This window comes from Thioreductor micantisoli, assembly GCF_055392745.1.
This window is the reverse complement of sequence record NZ_AP043760.1, coordinates 1437394-1454010: the sequence shown is the minus strand read 5'-3', so window position 1 is coordinate 1454010 and position 16617 is coordinate 1437394. Positions and strand designations below refer to the sequence as shown.

Sequence of the window (16617 nt, the reverse complement as noted above, 5' to 3'; positions counted from 1 at the left end):
TTTATAAAAGAGCTTCGATTTTATTGTCAAGCTCTTGGATTTTTCTCTTCAACTGTTCATTTTCGATTTTATATTGAGAGTTTCTAGCTTTAACTGCTTTTATATCATTTTTAAGTTTATTCATTTCATCATTTAAAATATCTAAGTTTCCAAGAGATCTTTGGAGTTGAATTTGGTATTTTTTGATTAATATTTCAGCTTCTTCAAGTGTTGCTTTTAATATTGTTTTATATTCAGCTTCTTTTTCATATAAATTTTTATAATAATACATTTTAAAAAGTAAAGTTCCTATAATTAATAAAAAAGTTGTTAAAACTATCCAATTTAAAAAATTCATATATTTATTTTTTCCACTCTTTGAATATGTCTTCCACCTTCAAATTCAGTTTCGCACCAGGCTTCAAGTAAATCTTCAATCATTCCTTTTCCTACAATCCTTTCACCAAAACATAAAACATTTGCATCATTATGTAATCTTGCCATTTTTGCAGTATAGTGTTCTTGACAAAGTGCTGCTCTGATTCCTGCATGTTTATTTGCAGTTACACTCATACCAATTCCACTTCCACAAATTAAAATTCCTTTGCTTCCTGAGTTTGCTAAAACAGCCTTGGCAACTTTGTGTGCATAATCAGGATAATCAACTCTATCGTTTGAATAGCAACCTAAATCTTCTACTTCATAACCTTTTTTTTCAAGTAATTCAATCACGAATGGTTTTATATTTATTCCAGCATGATCAGTTCCGATAAAATATTTCATCGTTATGCCTTTTTTTGATACAATTATAACAAAAAAAGGATGCTCTTTTGAAAAAAAAAATGGATAAGGTTAAAACTTTATTAGATTCATTACCATTTATAAAAAAATTTACTGGAGAAACTATAGTAATTAAATATGGTGGTAGTGCTCAAATAAATCCTGAACTAAAAGAATCATTTGCAATTGATATTTTGATGATGTATATGGTTGGAATAAAACCAGTTATTATTCATGGTGGTGGTAAAAAAATAACAGAGCTTTTAGGAAAATTAAATATAAAAACAGAATTTAAAAATGGAGTGAGGGTTACAAATGAAGATGCTATTAAAATAGCTGAAATGGTTTTAAGTGGTGATATAAATAAAGAGATTGTGAATATGCTAAATTTTCATGGTGCAAAAGCTATAGGAATTAGTGGAAAAGATGGAGAATTTTTAAAGGCGAAAGCCAAAGATAATGGAGAATTTGGATTTACTGGAGAAATTACAGAAGTAAAAGCAGGGGTTGTAAATAATCTAATTTCTGAAAAATTTGTACCAGTAATTGCTCCAATTGCAAGTGGAGAAGGGGCAAATCATCCAGGATTTAATATAAATGCAGATACGGCGGCTTGTGAAGTTGCAGCCGCAATAAATGCAAGAAGGATTCTATTTCTTACGGATACACAAGGTGTATTAGATAAAGGTAAAAATTTACTTCATTCATTAAAAAAAGAAGAAGTAAAGGAATTTATTGAAAATGGAACAATTGCAGGCGGAATGATTCCGAAAGTTGAAGCTGCACTTTACGCAGTTGATAGAGGAGTAGAGAAAGCCCATATAATTGATGGAAGAATAGAACATTCTATTTTGCTTGAACTTCTTACAAGTGAAGGTATAGGAACAGAAATTAAAAAATAATTGATAATTTATAATTGATAATGTAAATATGATGGAATAGTATTTGCTTAATAATTCTAAAAAAGGTGTGAAAAATGATTTTTGAAGTAAAAAAACCGATTTTAGGATTTGAAAATGTATCAAAAGTAAAATTAGAAGAAGTTGATAAACTTTTTGCTACTCTTGAAGAAGAAACCAAAACTATTCCAAATTTTACATTAATTAATCCATATACTATGAGAGAATATTCTTTTGATATTCCAAAAGATGTTCAAATATTACTTGATATAAAAGAAGATTCAAACATTTTAGTTTATAATATTGTTGTATTGTATAATCCAATTACTAAATCTATTATTAATTTTAAAGCACCTCTTATATTTAATAAAGATAATGCTACTATGGCTCAATTTATATTAGATGATGAAGATTATTTTACAATAGGTGAGTGTTTAGAAAATAGAAACAATAAATAGTAAAATGAAAAAAATAGTCTATTATTAGAATTTTTTTGAATAAATTGGTATAATTGCCCCAAAAAAGGAAATATTTGCCTCTTACTTCTTTAAATGAAAATCAATTAAAATCAGCAACTGCAGATATGGGCTATAATCTTATTATAGCATCAGCCGGAACAGGAAAAACCTCTACAATTGTTGGAAGAATAGCTTATTTACTTGAATCTGGAATAAAACCAGAAGAGATTTTACTACTTACTTTTACAAATAAAGCTTCTTTGGAGATGAAAACTCGTGTTAGTAACTTTTTTAAAGATGCAAATAAAATAGAAGCTGGAACTTTTCACGCGGTAAGTTACAGATGGCTTAAAAAATTAAATAAAAATATTACTTTAAAATCCACAAGAGACTTAAAAATTCTTTTTAAATCAATTTATGATAAAAGAAGTTTTCATCAGATTGAAGGCGACCCATATCAAAGTAGCTATTTGTTTGATATTTATTCACTTTTTTTGAATGCAAATGCTTCAGATTTCACAGAATGGATGAGTGTTAAAAATCCAGCACAAGAGGATTTTTGTATGATTTATGAAGGCATTTTTGAAGAGTATGAGCAGATGAAAAAGGATTATAATTTAGTGGATTTTAATTCACTACTTATTATGATGATAGATGAGCTTAAAAATGGATGTGAAAATAATTTCAAAGAAGTTTTAGTAGATGAATATCAAGATACTAATCCTCTTCAAAATGAGTTTATAAAGGCAGTTGAGAATGGAAGCCTTTTTTGTGTAGGAGATTATGACCAGTCTATTTATGCTTTTAATGGGGCTGATATTTCTATTATTTCTAGCTTTGACAACAGATATCCTGATGCGAATGTTTTTACACTTACAAAAAATTATAGAAGTTATTCTGAAATTTTGAATTTGGCAAATAGAGTTATCAAATATAATCCGAGAATTTATCCTAAACAACTTGAGGTTTTCCGTGGTTCAAGCGGAATTAATCCAAAACTGTTAGTTTATGAAGATACTATCAAACAATATAAAGATATTGCGAATAAGATTTCAATGTCTTCAACTAAAAAAGATGAAATAGCAGTTTTGTTTAGAAACAACTCAAGTGCCGACGGAATAGAAATTTATCTAAGAGAATTAAATATTCCAAGCAAAAGAAAAGGTGGAGTTGGGTTTTTTGATACAAAAGAGGTCAAAGTAACACTTGATATCCTTACATTTTTATATAATCCAAAGGATATAATGAGTTTTATTCACATATTTGAATATGCCAAAGGTGTGGGAAGTGCTATTGCAAATGAAATTTATGAAGCATTGAAAATTTTGGGTCATTCAGATGCTAAAAAAGGGTTTATGAATCCAGATACTACTCAAAAAGTATTTACTAAAAATAAAAAATCAGTTCAATTAGGGCTTTTTGATGACTTTATGATTTTAGGAAGTGTTTTGAAATTTAAAGAGTTGGGCTTTGAAGAAAATTTTCTCAAAAATCCAATTTTAAAACATCCAAAACTTACAAAAGAGGGTGGAGAATTTCTATATAACTTTTATAAATATCTTAAACATATTTCTAATTTCAAAAATCCAAGTTCAATTTTTGAAGAGACTTTAAATAGTAAAATATTTATACATATTGTAGATAATCTTGCAATTTATCGTGCAAAAGACAAAACTGGAAAAGTGGATAAAGATAAATTTGAACAAGTAAAAACTAAAATTTTAAATAGAGTAAAACTTCTTAGAAATTTACTAAAAAATTACAATTCATTAGATAGATTTTTAAATGCAATGGTGCTTGGAAGTAGTGAATTTACAGAAGGAGAGGGTGTTAATCTATTAAGCGTTCACGCAAGTAAAGGTCTTGAATTTAAAGAAGTTTATATTGTGGATTTGATGCAAGGAAGATTTCCAAATACAAAACTTGCAAGCAGTGCTGGTGGAGTAGAGGAAGAGAGAAGACTTTTTTATGTAGCCGTTACAAGAGCAAAAGATATTTTATATTTATCTATGGCAAAAAGAGATTTGATTAAAAAATTAGAATTTGAACCAAGTCAATTTTTGAATGAAGCAGGGTTTAAGATTTAAAGGAATAAAATGAAAAAAGTTTTAATTATGTGTACGGGAAATAGTTGTAGAAGTATTATAGGTGAGGCATTAGTTAATGCAAAACTTGATGGGATTGAAGCTAAAAGTGCTGGAGTTAATCCTTCAGGAAAGGTAAATCCAAATGCTAAAAAAATTTTGAGAGAAAATAAAATATGGAAGGACGAGTATTATTCTAAACATTTAGATGAGGTTATTGATGAGGATTTTGATTTAGTAGTAACTGTTTGTGATAATGCAAAAGAGACTTGTCCTATTTTTCCAAAAACAATTCCAAAAATTCACGTAGGATTTGAGGACCCAGATGGAAAAGAATATGAAGAATTTGAAAAAACTTATAAAGAAATAGAAGAAAAGCTTCTTTCTAAAATAGAAGAGTTTTTTAAATATTGAAGGTTAATTTAGATATAATAATTTTGAATAAAATATTAGGAAAATAAATGCAAACAAATTATATTTTTTATGATTACCATAAAAGTATCGAAAGAATAGACAAAATTTTAAATGAACAAGATTCTTCATTTCCAAAAGTTGATAGCTTTCCTTCAATTGATACACTTACTTTTACAAATGGATATTATGTAAATGCAACAGCTTTATTTGTGGATATTCGTGATTCTTCTAATCTTATTGAAAATCATAACAGACCAACTTTAGCAAAAATATATAGAAGTTTTATTTCTGAAGTTATTGCTATTATGAATGGGAATAAAAATTGTAAATTTATAAATATTGATGGAGATTGTGTAAGTGGAGTGTATGAGACACCTTATGAGAAAGATATAGGTTCAGTTTTTAATAATGCTGCTAAAATAAGTTCATTAATTGATATATTAAACTGTAAATTAAAAAAGAAAAATATTATCAAAATCGAAATTGGTATTGGGATGGATTATGGAAGATTATTATTGATAAAAGCAGGATTTTCAGGAAGTGGACTTAATGAAGTTGCTTGGATGGGAAATGTACTTAATAAAGCAGCTAAACTTTGTAAAAAAGCAAATAAAAAATATGATTATAGACTTTTAGTATCTGAAGTTGTGTATAATAATTTAAATGATCATAATAAAAATTTATTAAATGAAATTTCTTATGAAGATTGTTATGGGGGGAATATTATCCGGAGTGATATGGAAGAATGGGTAGAGGAAAATTGTAAATGACAAAAGAAGAAAAACTTAAAAAATTTAGCTGGGTAACTATTTTTATAAGTATAATTTTCATTGTTATTTATTTGTATTGCTTTGGATGTCCAAATAAACCAATAGATCTTTTAAAATTATTAGGAACATTAAGTATAGTATCAACTTTAACATTTTATTTAGTAAATAATTATTTATGGAAAATTAAATGGATTTCCTCATTTTTTGGTTCTATACCAAATCTTAATGGTAAATGGGAAGGAATAATTATTAATACAAAAGATGGAAAAAAACAAAAAGCAGATATTATAATCGAACAAACTTGGCTTAATATAAATGTGATAACTGAAGTTGAAAGAGGCAATTCAACAACCATATTATCTGAACTTATCAAAATTAATTATAGTTGGAAATTGTATTTTGTATGGAATGCTTCTTTTAATGGTGTTTTATTTGATGGAACAACAATAGTGACAATTTTAAATGAAAAAACTTTAGATGGGTACTATTTTACAAATAGTAATATTGATGGTAGAAAATGTACATCAGGAAGTTTTAAAGGGAAAAAAGAAAGTTAAATTAACTTTTAAAAATCTTATCGTATTCTTCTTCATCAAAGGCTACGATAACTTTTCCATCATATTCAATTACTGGTCTTTTAATAAGTAGATTTTCTTTGCAAAGCCATTCTCTTTTTCCGGCATCATCTAAATTAAGTTCTTTTAGTTTTAGAGTTCTATATTTTGTTCCACGATTATTAAAAAGTTTATCTATTGAAACTTGCTTAAGCCATTCATCTATTTTTTTGCATTCTACTGGTGATTTTTTGAAATCAATAAATTCAAATTCTGTTCCATTATCGTTAAAATATTTTTTTGCTTTTCTTATACTTCCACAAGTTGGAATTCCATACATTTTTATCATTTTTATTCCTTATATATAAACCTTATCAATTAATTCTTGATATTCACTTTCTAACTTGCTATCAAGTGTAATTCCACCGCCACTTTTATACACAAATTTTCCATTTTGATTTTCTATATATCTAATAATTACTCCACTATCCAAAAATCCATTTTCTTCATCAATAATACCAAAAATTCCTGTATAAAATCCTCTATTATAATTTTCTGCATCTTTAATTATTTCAAGAGTCTTTTTTTTAGGAGTTCCTGAAATACTTCCAGCAGGTAAAAGTTTCATCAAAATTTGTCTCCAATAAGTTGTCCAGTTTTTTGGCATATCAGCAACTATTTCACTACTTACTTGAAGTAATTCTTTTTTTCCTGCATATATTTTATCAATATATCTAAATTTTGTTACTTTTACGTTATTAGCTACCATTCCTAAATCATTTCTAAGTAAATCGACAACCATTGTGTGTTCAGCAAGTTCTTTTTGATTGTTTAGAATTTTTTCTTTTGCATCCTTAATATTTGCATCAATTGTGCCTTTCATAGGATAGGTATAAATTTTGTTATTTTCTATTTTTATAAATCTCTCCGGTGAAAAACAGACGAAATTATCTCTGTATTTTAGTTTAAATTTAGCATCTGTTTTATGAAATATCTCTTCTAAACTAAGATTTGTTTGAATTGGTGTAGGAAATGTGAGATTCAAAAGATATGTATTTCCGTTTTTAATCTCTTCTATAACTTTATCAAAAGCTATTTTATATTTGTCAAATGTTATAGGAGTTTTTTCTAAAATAGTCTTTTTTTTTACTTCTTTTGGAGTATAATTTTTTAAATTATCACATTTAAAAAGAATATTTTTATTTTTAATATCTTCTATAATAAAATGATTTTTTTCAAAATCAATTAGAAAAAATTTCATGTGAGTAAATATTCTAATATAGCCATTCTGATAGCTACTCCATTTTTAACTTGTTCTAAAACTTTACATCTTTTATCACTCATTACTTCATCACTCAAATCTATATTTCTGTGTACAGGACCTGGGTGCATTACAATTAAATCTTTTCCTTCAATGAGTTCCTTTGTTATTTGAAAGTTGTGTCCATAATCAGTTAAGCTGGCATATGTAGGGTCTGAGTGTCTTTCTGTTTGGGTTCTAAGCGATATGATTACATCAAGCGCGTCAATAACTTCTCTTATATCGTGAGTATAATTGAATGATTTATTAGGTAGGAAATGTGGAGGTGTAACTAAAATTATACGTGCACCAAATCTTGAAAGAAGTTCAATATCAGAATTTGCTACTCTTGAATTTTTGATATCTCCTACAAGAGCAATTGTTTTACCAGTTAAATCGTAAGTATTGAAGTGTTTTGTAATTGTGAATAAGTCTAACAATCCTTGACTTGGATGTTGGTGAGCGCCATCTCCTGCATTTACGATTGAGGCATTTGTATATTTACTTAGAATTTTAGGTACTCCTGCATTTTTATGACGAACTACGATAGCATTTGGTGCCATAGCATCCAAATTCATAGCTGTATCATATAGAGTTTCGCCTTTGCTAGTTGAACTTCTACTTACATCTAAATTAACTACATCAGCTCCAAGTCTTTTAGAAGCTATTTCAAAACTACTTCTTGTTCTTGTAGAGTTTTCAAAAAATATGTTTATAATTAATTTTCCATTTAAAATGTTTCTTTTTTGCTCATCTAAAAAAATTTCAGCTCGTTTAAATAGAGAAATAATTTCATTTTTACTCAAATCTTTTGTGTTTGTTAGATGTTTCTTCATTTTTTACTCACTTTTTGAAAAATTTATAGTAAAATTATAACAAAAAAAGGAGATATTATGGAAAATGGTTTAGTGTTATGGGTATCTTTTATACTTTTAGGTTGGTGGCTTGTAGAAGCATTTTATTTTTTAGGTAAATCAGTTAAAGAAGGTTAAGTTTTTAATTTTATATAAGCTCGAATTGGAGGAGGATATCCTTCGATAGTTTTTGAGCCATCTTCATTTAGGAAGTTATTTAAGCTTTCACCTTCAATCCAATCAGTTTTTCTTTGTTCATTTAAGTCTGTTGGTTTTATTTCTAAAACTTCAAACTCTTTAAATTTAGCAATCTCAGCCCAATTTTTAAGTGTAGGAATTGAAGGTATGAAATAGACATTCCTCATTTTTGCATATCTGTTTGGACATAAAGCTATTTCCTCATCACTTTCGATTATAAAAGTATCTATTATTGCTTCGCCACCTTCAGTTAGAGAAGCTTTTAGTTGTTTTAGCATAGTTACAGGGTCACTCCTATGGTATAAAACTCCCAAGCAAAAGATAGTATCAAATTTATGTTCATAAAGTGGTAAATGTTCAACTCCAAGAAGTTCATAATGTAGCTTTTCACTTTCTACGAAATGATTTATAAAGTCAAATTGCAATTTAAATAGAACCATTGGGTCAAAACCCACTACTTTTTGGGGATTTTGAGAAAGCATTCTAAACATATAATATCCGTTATTACATCCAACATCAGCAACTATTTTGTTTTCTAAATTAATATGTTTTTCAAGTAGATTATATTTGATGAAACTTTGCCATTCACTATCAATAAAAGTTTTACCTATTCTAAAAGGACCTTTTCTCCAAGGCATTAGATTTCTTGCAGTTTGATAAATTAATTCTTCATCAAACTCTCCATCAATTTCAATAGTATTATTAAATTCAACGCTATTTACTTTAAATTTAGGTAAATTATCTATCATTTTTTTTAGAGGAGCTATGTTTTTAAAAGTGAATTGTCTCTCTTTTTCTTTTCTTATTTCATTTAGTTGCATTGCAAGCATTGACCATCATCCTTTGTTACTTCTTTATCTTTTGCTACTTGTTCTTTTAGTTTTTGTGGAATTGCTTTAATTGTTTTGTAGTCAATTAAATTGTGAGGACATACTTCATGATAAACTCCATAATAATCATACTCTCCATGACAACCAGAATAGTAATGCAAAGTAAATCCAGTTTTGTCTGCACAACCTGTTAAAAATATTAATAAAATAAATAAATAAATTTTTTTCATAGTCAGTATCTTTTTTTGATACAATTTTACTATAAATTTAAAAAAAGTGAGAAAAAATGATATTAAAATATTTCAAACAAATAACAAAAATACCAAGATGTAGTGGTAATACTGAGAAAATGCAAGAGTTTTTAGTTGAATTTGCTAAAAAAAGTGGATACAAAGTAAAAACAGATAAATATGGAAATATCTTAGCTACAAGTGAGAATCCAAAAGTATGTTTTCAAGCGCATTATGATATGGTTTGTATAGGGGACTATAAAAATATAGAGATTATAGAAGAAGATGGATTTTTAAAAGCGAAAAATTCAACTTTGGGTGCAGATAATGGAATTGGAATTGCCATTATGATGGATTTGATGACAAAAAAGAAACAGTTAGAATTTTTATTTACAAATGATGAAGAAATAGGGCTTATTGGGGCTAGTAATTTAGAAATAAAACCAAAAGCAAAAAAACTTATTAATTTAGATAGTGAAGATGAAAATCTTTATATTGGATGTGCTGGTGGATTTGATGTTGAGGTCAATATTAAAACTAAGAAAAAACCTTATTTTGGAGAAGTTTATCAAATCAAAATAGATAATCTTCCTGGAGGGCATAGTGGGGTAGATATAGACAAAAATCATCCAAATGCTATAAAAGAAATAGTAAAACAACTAAAAGATAATTGGACTTTACTTTCAATCAAAGGTGGAGAGAGAAGAAATTCAATTCCAAGAGAGTGCGAAGCGTTAGTAATTACTGAATCTAAATTAAAATATCCAAAAATTGAAAATAAAGGTAAAATAATTTTAAATTCAAATGAATTGATTAGATTTTTAAAAGCTTTGCCAAATGGGGTTTTAGGAATAGACAAAGAATTTGATGTAGTAAATAAAAGCCTTAATTTAGCAATAGTTACAAATGAAAAAGTAATCTTATCAGCAAGAGCAAATTCAAAAGAACTTATGGATGAGCTAAAAATGGAACTAAAATCGTTATTTAGTTTTGTGGATTGTGAAGTGAAAATAGAAGATGAATATCCAGCGTGGAAACCTGTAAAAAGTGAATTAGCAGATATTTATCAAAAAATTAGTAATAAAAACTTGAAAGTTATTCATGCAGGACTTGAAACTGCTGTTTTAGGGAAATATTTTGATGAAATGATATCTGTTGGTCCAAATATTTACGAACCTCATTCACTTAGAGAAAGAGTAGAAATAGATTCTATTTATAAACTTTATAAAGAGATAGAAGAGTTTTTGAAATAGATTGAAAAATAATTTTTACTTCTATATTTACACAAATTTTTAATTATTCTTTTAAAAACACTATATTTACAATACTACACTTGAAATAAGTGTTAGAATATTGCCTAATATAAACATCTATCACACAATATTTGTTTTAATAAGATTTTTTCACAAGGAGAAAATATGCTCAAATTACCCTCAATTGTATATAGTGAGGGATTTTTTACCGATATGGATGGTAAAACTGCTAACGGATTAGTTCGTTATAGTGATATTTATGAAATTGTTGGTGTTATTGATAGCCGATATGCTGGAAAAGATGCTGGAGAAGTTCTTGATAATAAGCCAAATGGCATTCCTATTTATAAAGATTTTGATGAAGTTTTACAAAAAGCTAATACTAAACCAAAAGTTTTTATTTATGGAATTGCACCTCTTTCAGGTGATTTTTCAGATGGTGATATTGTTTTGATGGAAAAAGCAATGGCGAATGGTATGGATATTGTAAGTGGAATGCATCATTTTTTGACTGATGAAAAATCTTTTATGGAAAAAGCAGAAAAATATGGAGTAAAAGTAACAGATATTCGAAAATATGAAGGTAAAAATTTGCATCGTATATTTACTGGTGATATTTTGAAAGTAACAGCACCAAGAATTGCGGTTTTAGGAACTGATGGTGCAATAGGTAAGCGAACTACCGCTACTATTATTACACAAGCGTTAAAAAAAGCTGGATATAAAGCAGTTATGATTTCCACTGGTCAAACTGGACTTATGCAAGGTGCAAAATATGGGGCACCAATGGATGCTGTGCAAGGACATTTTGCTGCGGGAACAATAGAGGGCGAAATACTTAGAGCGTGGGAAGATGAAAAACCTGATATTTTTATAGTTGAAGGACAAGGAGCTTTGACACATCCTGCTTATTTAAGTTCTTGTGCGATTAGTAGAGGTTCTCAAGCAAATGGTGTAATTCTCCAGCATGCACCTATGCGTAAAAGATTGGGAGATTTTCCTGAATTTCCTATGCCAACTCTTGAAAATGCAATTAAATTAAATGAAATGTTTACAAATTCTCCTGTAATAGCAATTACAATTAATCATGAAAATATGGATGATATAATGATTGATAAAACTATAAAAGAGTATAAAAAGAAATATAATAGAGTTGTAACAGATGTATTGGCAAGAGAAACTGATTCTATAATTAATGCTATAGAGAAACATTTTCCAGCTCTTTCAAAAAATGGAAATGGATGAGAACACCTTATATTGAAATAGACCTTGCTAAAATTTATGATAATGCGTGTAAAGTAAAGGAAATATGGAATAAAGTAGGTGTAGAGATAATGGGTGTCGTTAAAGTTAGTTTGGGTGATGAACATATTGCTCAAACATTCGTTGATGCAGGAATCTCTAAGTTAGGGGATTCTCGCATAGATGATATTATTCGTATGAAAAAAGCGGGTATAAAAGCGACATTTTGTCTTATTCGTACCCCTTTTCTTTCAGATATTAAAAGAGTTGTAAAGTATGCAGATATTTCTTTAAATACTGAGCTTACAATTATTGAAGCACTTGACAAAGAGGCAAAAAAGCAAAAAAAACGACATAAAATTATTTTGATGATAGAAATGGGAGATAGAAGAGAAGGTATTCTTCCAGAACATATCCATAAAACAGTAGAAAAGATTCTAAACTTTACATCTATTGAGCTTGTTGGGCTTGGGGCTAATTTTGCTTGTTTTGGAGGGATAAAACCAACTCAAGAAAAAATGAATCATCTCTCACTTTTAACAGATACAATAGAACGGGATTTTGGAATTAAACTTCCTATTATTAGTGGAGGTAATTCAGCTAATTTTAAATGGCTTGAACGAGGAGGAAGAATCGGAAGAATAAATAATGTTAGACTAGGAGAATCAATCTTTTTAGGGCGTGAAACTCTTTACAGAGAGCCTATTAAGGGACTGCATCAAGATGCTTGTAAAATCGTAGGTGAAGTGATTGAACTTCAACACAAACCATCACTACCCAACGGAGAAATGGCACTAAATGCTTTTGGAGAAATGGTACATTTTGAAGATAGAGGAGTAGTACCTAGAGCTATCATCGGTATGGGTCGTGAAGATGTAGATTTAGAGGGACTTGAGCCTACTATTGATGTAGATATTTTAGGAGGAAGTAGTGATCATATGATTCTTGATGCTAAACAGAGTGGACTAAAAGTGGGAGATAAAATATCTTTCTTTCCAAACTATTCTGCATTACTTACTGCAATGACATCTCCTTTTGTGCATAAAAAATTTGTAGGAAAATATTAAATAAAAGAAATTTAATCTCTATTTGAAATTATTCTAATGGTTTTATATAATCTTTGGGATAGTCTTGAATAGATATTCCTAAGGAAAATTCCTTAGGCGTTTATTTTAGTTATAACTTCTCCATTTTCTACATCGAATATTACATTATCACCTTCTTCTACTTTATCTTCAAGGATTAATTCAGCTAAAGTATCTTCTACGATAGAATATAATGCTCTTTTTAGTGGTCTTGCCCCAAATACTGGATCAAATCCTGCATCAGCTGTATAATCTTTTGCTCTCTCAGTTAAGCTAATTGTAATATTTCTTTCTTGCAATCTATTTTGAAGTCCTTTTAGTAAAATATCTATAATTTTTCTAATTTGTTCTTTTCCTAATGGATTAAAGATTACAATATCATCAAGTCTATTTAAAAATTCTGGTTTTAAATGTTGTTTCAAAACTTTCCAAACTGCTTCTTCTCTATCTTTGTCATCTTTTAAATCCATAATTTCTTGACTTCCAAGGTTTGATGTTAAGATAATAATTGTATTTTTAAAGTCAACTGTTACACCTTTATTATCGGTTAATCTTCCATCATCTAAAACTTGAAGTAAAATATTAAATACATCTGGATGTGCTTTTTCAATCTCATCAAACAAAATTACACTATAAGGTTTTCTTCTAACTGCCTCAGTTAGTTGTCCACCTTCTTCATATCCTACATATCCAGGAGCCGCTCCAACTAGTCTTGAAACAGAAGTTTTTTCCATATATTCACTCATATCAATTCTTATAAGATTTTTTTCATCATCAAATAAAAATTTAGCTAACGCTTTTGCTGTTTCTGTTTTTCCAACTCCTGTTGGTCCTAAGAACATAAAGCTACCAATTGGTCTTTTTGGATCAGAAAGTCCTGCTTTATTTCTTTTAATTGCTCTTGCTACAGCTGCAATTGCTTTATCTTGACCTACAACTGATTTTTTAAGTTCATCATCAACATGTAAAATTTTATCTTTTTCACTTTGAAGCATTTTATTTACAGGGATTCCTGTCCATCTGCTAATAATTGATGCTATCATCTCTTCATCAACAGCATTTTTAAGAAGAGTTCCTTCTTTTTGCATTTTTTCCCATTGTTCTTCTAATGATTTCAATTCATTTTGTTTTTCAACAACTTTTCCATATTCAATTTCAGCTGCTTTTTGAAATTCACCGTTTCTTTTTGCTCTCTCAGCTTCATTCTTTAGAGATTCAATTTCAGATTTTACTCCTGCTATTTTATTGAACACTTCTTTTTCTGTATTAAATCTATGTTCTAAGCCTCTTTTTTTCTCTTCCAAATCAGCTAATTCTTTTTCGATTTCACCAATTCTTTCTTTGTTTTTGTCAGTTTCTTCCATTGCAAGTGCTTCTTTTTCCACTTGTAAGTTAGAAATATCTCTTTTGATTTTAGAAAGTTCTTTTGGTTCACTTTCTATTTGCATTTTAAGCTCAGCGGATGCTTCATCAATCAAATCAATAGCTTTATCTGGTAAAAATCTATCAGTAATATATCTGCTTGATAGTTTTACCGCTGCTATTAAAGCACTATCATAAATCGTTACATTATGGTAGGCTTCAAGTTTTTCTTTGATTCCTCTCATAATTCTTAGAGCTTCATTTGAATTTGGCTCATCAACTTTTACTGGTTGGAATCTTCTTTGAAGTGCTGCATCTTTTTCGAAATATTTTCTATATTCTTTTAGAGTTGTTGCACCAATTGTATGAAGCTCACCTCTTGCAAGCGCTGGTTTTAGGATGTTTGCCGCGTCCATACTTCCTTCACTTGCCCCAGCTCCTACAATAGTGTGAATTTCATCGATAAATAGAATAATATTTCCGTCTTTTTTAACTTCATCAACTACTGCTTTTAATCTATCTTCAAATTCCCCTCTATATTTAGCACCTGCAATTAAAGCAGTCATATCAAGAGCTACAACTCTTTTATGTTGTAAACTCGTAGGAACTTCTTTGTTTGCAATTCTTTGTGCCAATCCTTCTACAAGTGCTGTTTTACCAACTCCTGGTTCACCTAATAAAATAGGATTATTTTTTGTTTTTCTAATCAAAATTTGCATCATTCTTTGGATTTCTTCATCTCTTCCAATAACTGGATCAAGTTCTCCATCTAATGCTTTTCTAGTTAAATCAACTCCATATTTTGCCAGTGCTTCGAGATTTTCATCACCACTTTTATCTGTGATTTGTTTTCCACCTCTTATTGATTCTAATGTTTTTTTAAGTTCAGTAACATCTAAATATTTTCCAATATATTGTTTAAATGTATCTAGGTTTGCTAGTAACCAAGTATCAACCGCAATATATTGATCACCCAAACTTGTTGCATACGCTTCAGCTTTTTGCAAACTATCAGCTACACTTCTTCCTATTTTGATAGTTTCTTTTGTAATTCCACTACTTTTTGGTAGATTGTTTGCTGCACTTTTTAATTCAAGCTCAATAGCAACTTTATCAACATTCATTTTGTTAAGTGCTTGATTAAAAATAGAATTTGTATTTGTTACAAGCCCCCATAAAATATGAATATTGTCCACTTCTGGATTTTGTGTATGAAGTGCTAAGCTAATACCACTTTCGATTGATTCTGTCATTTGATTTGTTAATTTTTCGAAAACTTTTTTCATGATTTTCCTCCTCTTTTTAGGTTGTACCCTTTATTTGAAATGATTATATCAAATTGAGTGTAGTATTGTCAAGTATATTTAGTTAAAATTTATAATTTTTTCTTAATTTAAAATAAAGTGATATAATAAAATCTATAATTATGGGAGAAAATAATGAAAAAATTAATACTGTTTTTATCAGTTTTTTTATTTGCATGTAATACTCCATATTCTTTGAATAAATTTAAATCGATTTTAGAAATATCAAAATTACAAGCCCCATATAGTAAATATAATCCATTATTTTCTATAAAATATGGAAAATTTCAAGATGCTTGTAATAGATTTTTTTATTTACAAGATAATAAATATATGACTTTTTTTATGTGTCAAGAGAAAAATGAACATAAAAGAAGTGAAATTAGATTTAAAAATGATTTTAAAGTCTCTTCAAAAAAAATACATATTCTTAAAGTTAAAGTAAAAATTTTCCCTTTAGACCAGAAAAAAGAGTTTACTTTTTTACAAATTCATACTGATGATACTTTAAAAGACACACCCATAATAAATAAACCTCTTTTGAGAATTACTTGGAGGAAGAAATATCATAATATTTATGACCATTTATGGGCAATAATTAGACTTGGAAATGGAAAATATACTAAAATAAATTTGGGTAAAAGAGTAAAACAATTTTTTGATGTAACTATTAAAGTAAAAGATTCTCAACTTTCTGTTTTTATTGATGATGAAAAGAAAATAGATAATTTTGATGTAAGTTATTGGAATAAATATTATAACTATTTTAAAGCTGGAGTTTATTTGCAAGGCGAGGGTTGTGCAAAAGTTTTGTTTGATAAAGCAATTGTGAAATAAAAAGGAGAATATAATGAAAAAAATATTTTTAGTTTTAACAATATTATTTGTAAGCTCAGCATCAGCATTTGTTGTTTTTACTCCAAGTGCAACTGCTTTTAGAAGTGGTTCAGGTACAAGATTAAGTTTTGAAGCAAAATATGTTGATTTTGATAAATTGAATTTAAGTTGAATAATCTATGGT

The 16617-nt window shown here is 28.4% G+C and carries 19 protein-coding genes; 11 read left to right on the top strand and 8 right to left on the bottom strand.

Annotated features, from left to right (window positions below):
• Position 1 precedes the first annotated feature (1 nt).
• Positions 2-337, bottom strand: a complete 336-nt coding sequence (locus ACZ5OA_RS07760) for a hypothetical protein (protein WP_464907296.1) — start codon at positions 335-337, stop codon at positions 2-4.
• Positions 334-762 carry a ribose 5-phosphate isomerase B gene (gene rpiB / locus ACZ5OA_RS07755; RefSeq protein ID WP_464907295.1) on the bottom strand — a complete coding sequence of 143 codons (429 nt, stop codon included), beginning with the start codon at positions 760-762 and terminating at the stop codon, positions 334-336. The genes ACZ5OA_RS07760 and rpiB overlap by 4 nt, the downstream gene beginning before the upstream one ends.
• A 47-nt stretch (positions 763-809) precedes the next feature.
• Here rpiB and argB point away from each other — a divergent pair, with 47 nt between their 5' ends.
• The 6 genes from argB (at position 810) to ACZ5OA_RS07725 (ending at position 5941) form a co-directional block, all read left to right on the top strand.
• Positions 810-1661 carry an acetylglutamate kinase gene (gene argB, locus ACZ5OA_RS07750; RefSeq protein ID WP_464907294.1) on the top strand — a complete coding sequence of 284 codons (852 nt, stop codon included), beginning with the start codon at positions 810-812 and terminating at the stop codon, positions 1659-1661.
• Between the two features lie 74 nt (positions 1662-1735).
• Positions 1736-2116: a flagellar assembly protein FliW gene (gene fliW, locus ACZ5OA_RS07745; RefSeq protein WP_464907293.1), complete on the top strand. Its 381-nt coding sequence runs from the start codon at positions 1736-1738 to the stop codon at positions 2114-2116.
• Between the two features lie 74 nt (positions 2117-2190).
• A complete protein-coding gene (locus ACZ5OA_RS07740; protein WP_464907292.1) occupies positions 2191-4203 on the top strand; it encodes an ATP-dependent helicase in 2013 nt (670 codons plus the stop codon).
• Between the two features lie 9 nt (positions 4204-4212).
• Positions 4213-4614 carry an arsenate reductase ArsC gene (locus tag ACZ5OA_RS07735; RefSeq protein ID WP_464907291.1) on the top strand — a complete coding sequence of 134 codons (402 nt, stop codon included), beginning with the start codon at positions 4213-4215 and terminating at the stop codon, positions 4612-4614.
• 47 nt (positions 4615-4661) lie between these two features.
• On the top strand, positions 4662-5384 hold the full coding sequence (locus ACZ5OA_RS07730) for an adenylate/guanylate cyclase domain-containing protein (RefSeq protein WP_464907290.1): 723 nt from the start codon (positions 4662-4664) through the stop codon (positions 5382-5384).
• Complete coding sequence (locus ACZ5OA_RS07725; RefSeq protein ID WP_464907289.1) at positions 5381-5941, top strand: Cap15 family cyclic dinucleotide receptor domain-containing protein; 561 nt, start codon at positions 5381-5383, stop codon at positions 5939-5941. The genes ACZ5OA_RS07730 and ACZ5OA_RS07725 overlap by 4 nt, the downstream gene beginning before the upstream one ends.
• 1 nt (position 5942) lies before the next feature.
• On the opposite strand, the gene ACZ5OA_RS07720 is transcribed toward ACZ5OA_RS07725, so the two are convergent.
• From ACZ5OA_RS07720 to ACZ5OA_RS07700, 5 genes are all read right to left on the bottom strand, one after another.
• A complete protein-coding gene (locus tag ACZ5OA_RS07720; RefSeq protein WP_464907288.1) occupies positions 5943-6287 on the bottom strand; it encodes an arsenate reductase family protein in 345 nt (114 codons plus the stop codon).
• A 9-nt stretch (positions 6288-6296) separates the two neighbouring features.
• Positions 6297-7199 carry an aminodeoxychorismate synthase component I gene (locus ACZ5OA_RS07715; protein ID WP_464907287.1) on the bottom strand — a complete coding sequence of 301 codons (903 nt, stop codon included), beginning with the start codon at positions 7197-7199 and terminating at the stop codon, positions 6297-6299.
• The gene (locus tag ACZ5OA_RS07710; protein ID WP_464907286.1) at positions 7196-8074 is read right to left on the bottom strand and encodes an aspartate carbamoyltransferase catalytic subunit; all 879 of its coding nucleotides are present in this window, start codon (positions 8072-8074) and stop codon (positions 7196-7198) included. The genes ACZ5OA_RS07715 and ACZ5OA_RS07710 overlap by 4 nt, the downstream gene beginning before the upstream one ends.
• A 152-nt stretch (positions 8075-8226) precedes the next feature.
• Entirely contained in the window at positions 8227-9111 is an 885-nt protein-coding gene (cmoB, locus tag ACZ5OA_RS07705) for a tRNA 5-methoxyuridine(34)/uridine 5-oxyacetic acid(34) synthase CmoB (RefSeq protein WP_464908337.1), read from the bottom strand.
• Positions 9102-9350 (bottom strand): hypothetical protein, encoded by a 249-nt coding sequence (locus tag ACZ5OA_RS07700; protein WP_464907285.1) that lies wholly within the window; start codon positions 9348-9350, stop codon positions 9102-9104. Before ACZ5OA_RS07700 ends, cmoB begins: the two co-directional genes overlap by 10 nt.
• Positions 9351-9406: 56 nt before the next feature.
• Here ACZ5OA_RS07700 and ACZ5OA_RS07695 point away from each other — a divergent pair, with 56 nt between their 5' ends.
• The 3 genes from ACZ5OA_RS07695 (at position 9407) to ACZ5OA_RS07685 (ending at position 12912) form a co-directional block, all read left to right on the top strand.
• Positions 9407-10603, top strand: a complete 1197-nt coding sequence (locus ACZ5OA_RS07695; RefSeq protein WP_464907284.1) for a M20/M25/M40 family metallo-hydrolase — start codon at positions 9407-9409, stop codon at positions 10601-10603.
• Between the two features lie 165 nt (positions 10604-10768).
• Positions 10769-11848: a DUF1611 domain-containing protein gene (locus tag ACZ5OA_RS07690; protein WP_464907283.1), complete on the top strand. Its 1080-nt coding sequence runs from the start codon at positions 10769-10771 to the stop codon at positions 11846-11848.
• Entirely contained in the window at positions 11845-12912 is a 1068-nt protein-coding gene (locus tag ACZ5OA_RS07685) for an alanine/ornithine racemase family PLP-dependent enzyme (protein ID WP_464907282.1), read from the top strand. The genes ACZ5OA_RS07690 and ACZ5OA_RS07685 overlap by 4 nt, the downstream gene beginning before the upstream one ends.
• A 92-nt stretch (positions 12913-13004) precedes the next feature.
• Here the strand turns inward: ACZ5OA_RS07685 and ACZ5OA_RS07680 are convergent, their stop codons facing one another.
• Positions 13005-15578 carry an ATP-dependent Clp protease ATP-binding subunit gene (locus tag ACZ5OA_RS07680; RefSeq protein WP_464907281.1) on the bottom strand — a complete coding sequence of 858 codons (2574 nt, stop codon included), beginning with the start codon at positions 15576-15578 and terminating at the stop codon, positions 13005-13007.
• Positions 15579-15731: 153 nt separating this feature from the next.
• On the opposite strand from ACZ5OA_RS07680, the gene ACZ5OA_RS07675 reads away from it, so the two are divergent.
• Complete coding sequence (locus ACZ5OA_RS07675) at positions 15732-16433, top strand: polysaccharide lyase family 7 protein (RefSeq protein WP_464907280.1); 702 nt, start codon at positions 15732-15734, stop codon at positions 16431-16433.
• Positions 16434-16446: 13 nt separating this feature from the next.
• Positions 16447-16605, top strand: coding sequence for a hypothetical protein (locus ACZ5OA_RS07670; protein WP_464907279.1), 159 nt, complete (start codon positions 16447-16449; stop codon positions 16603-16605).
• The last annotated feature ends 12 nt before the right edge of the window (positions 16606-16617 follow it).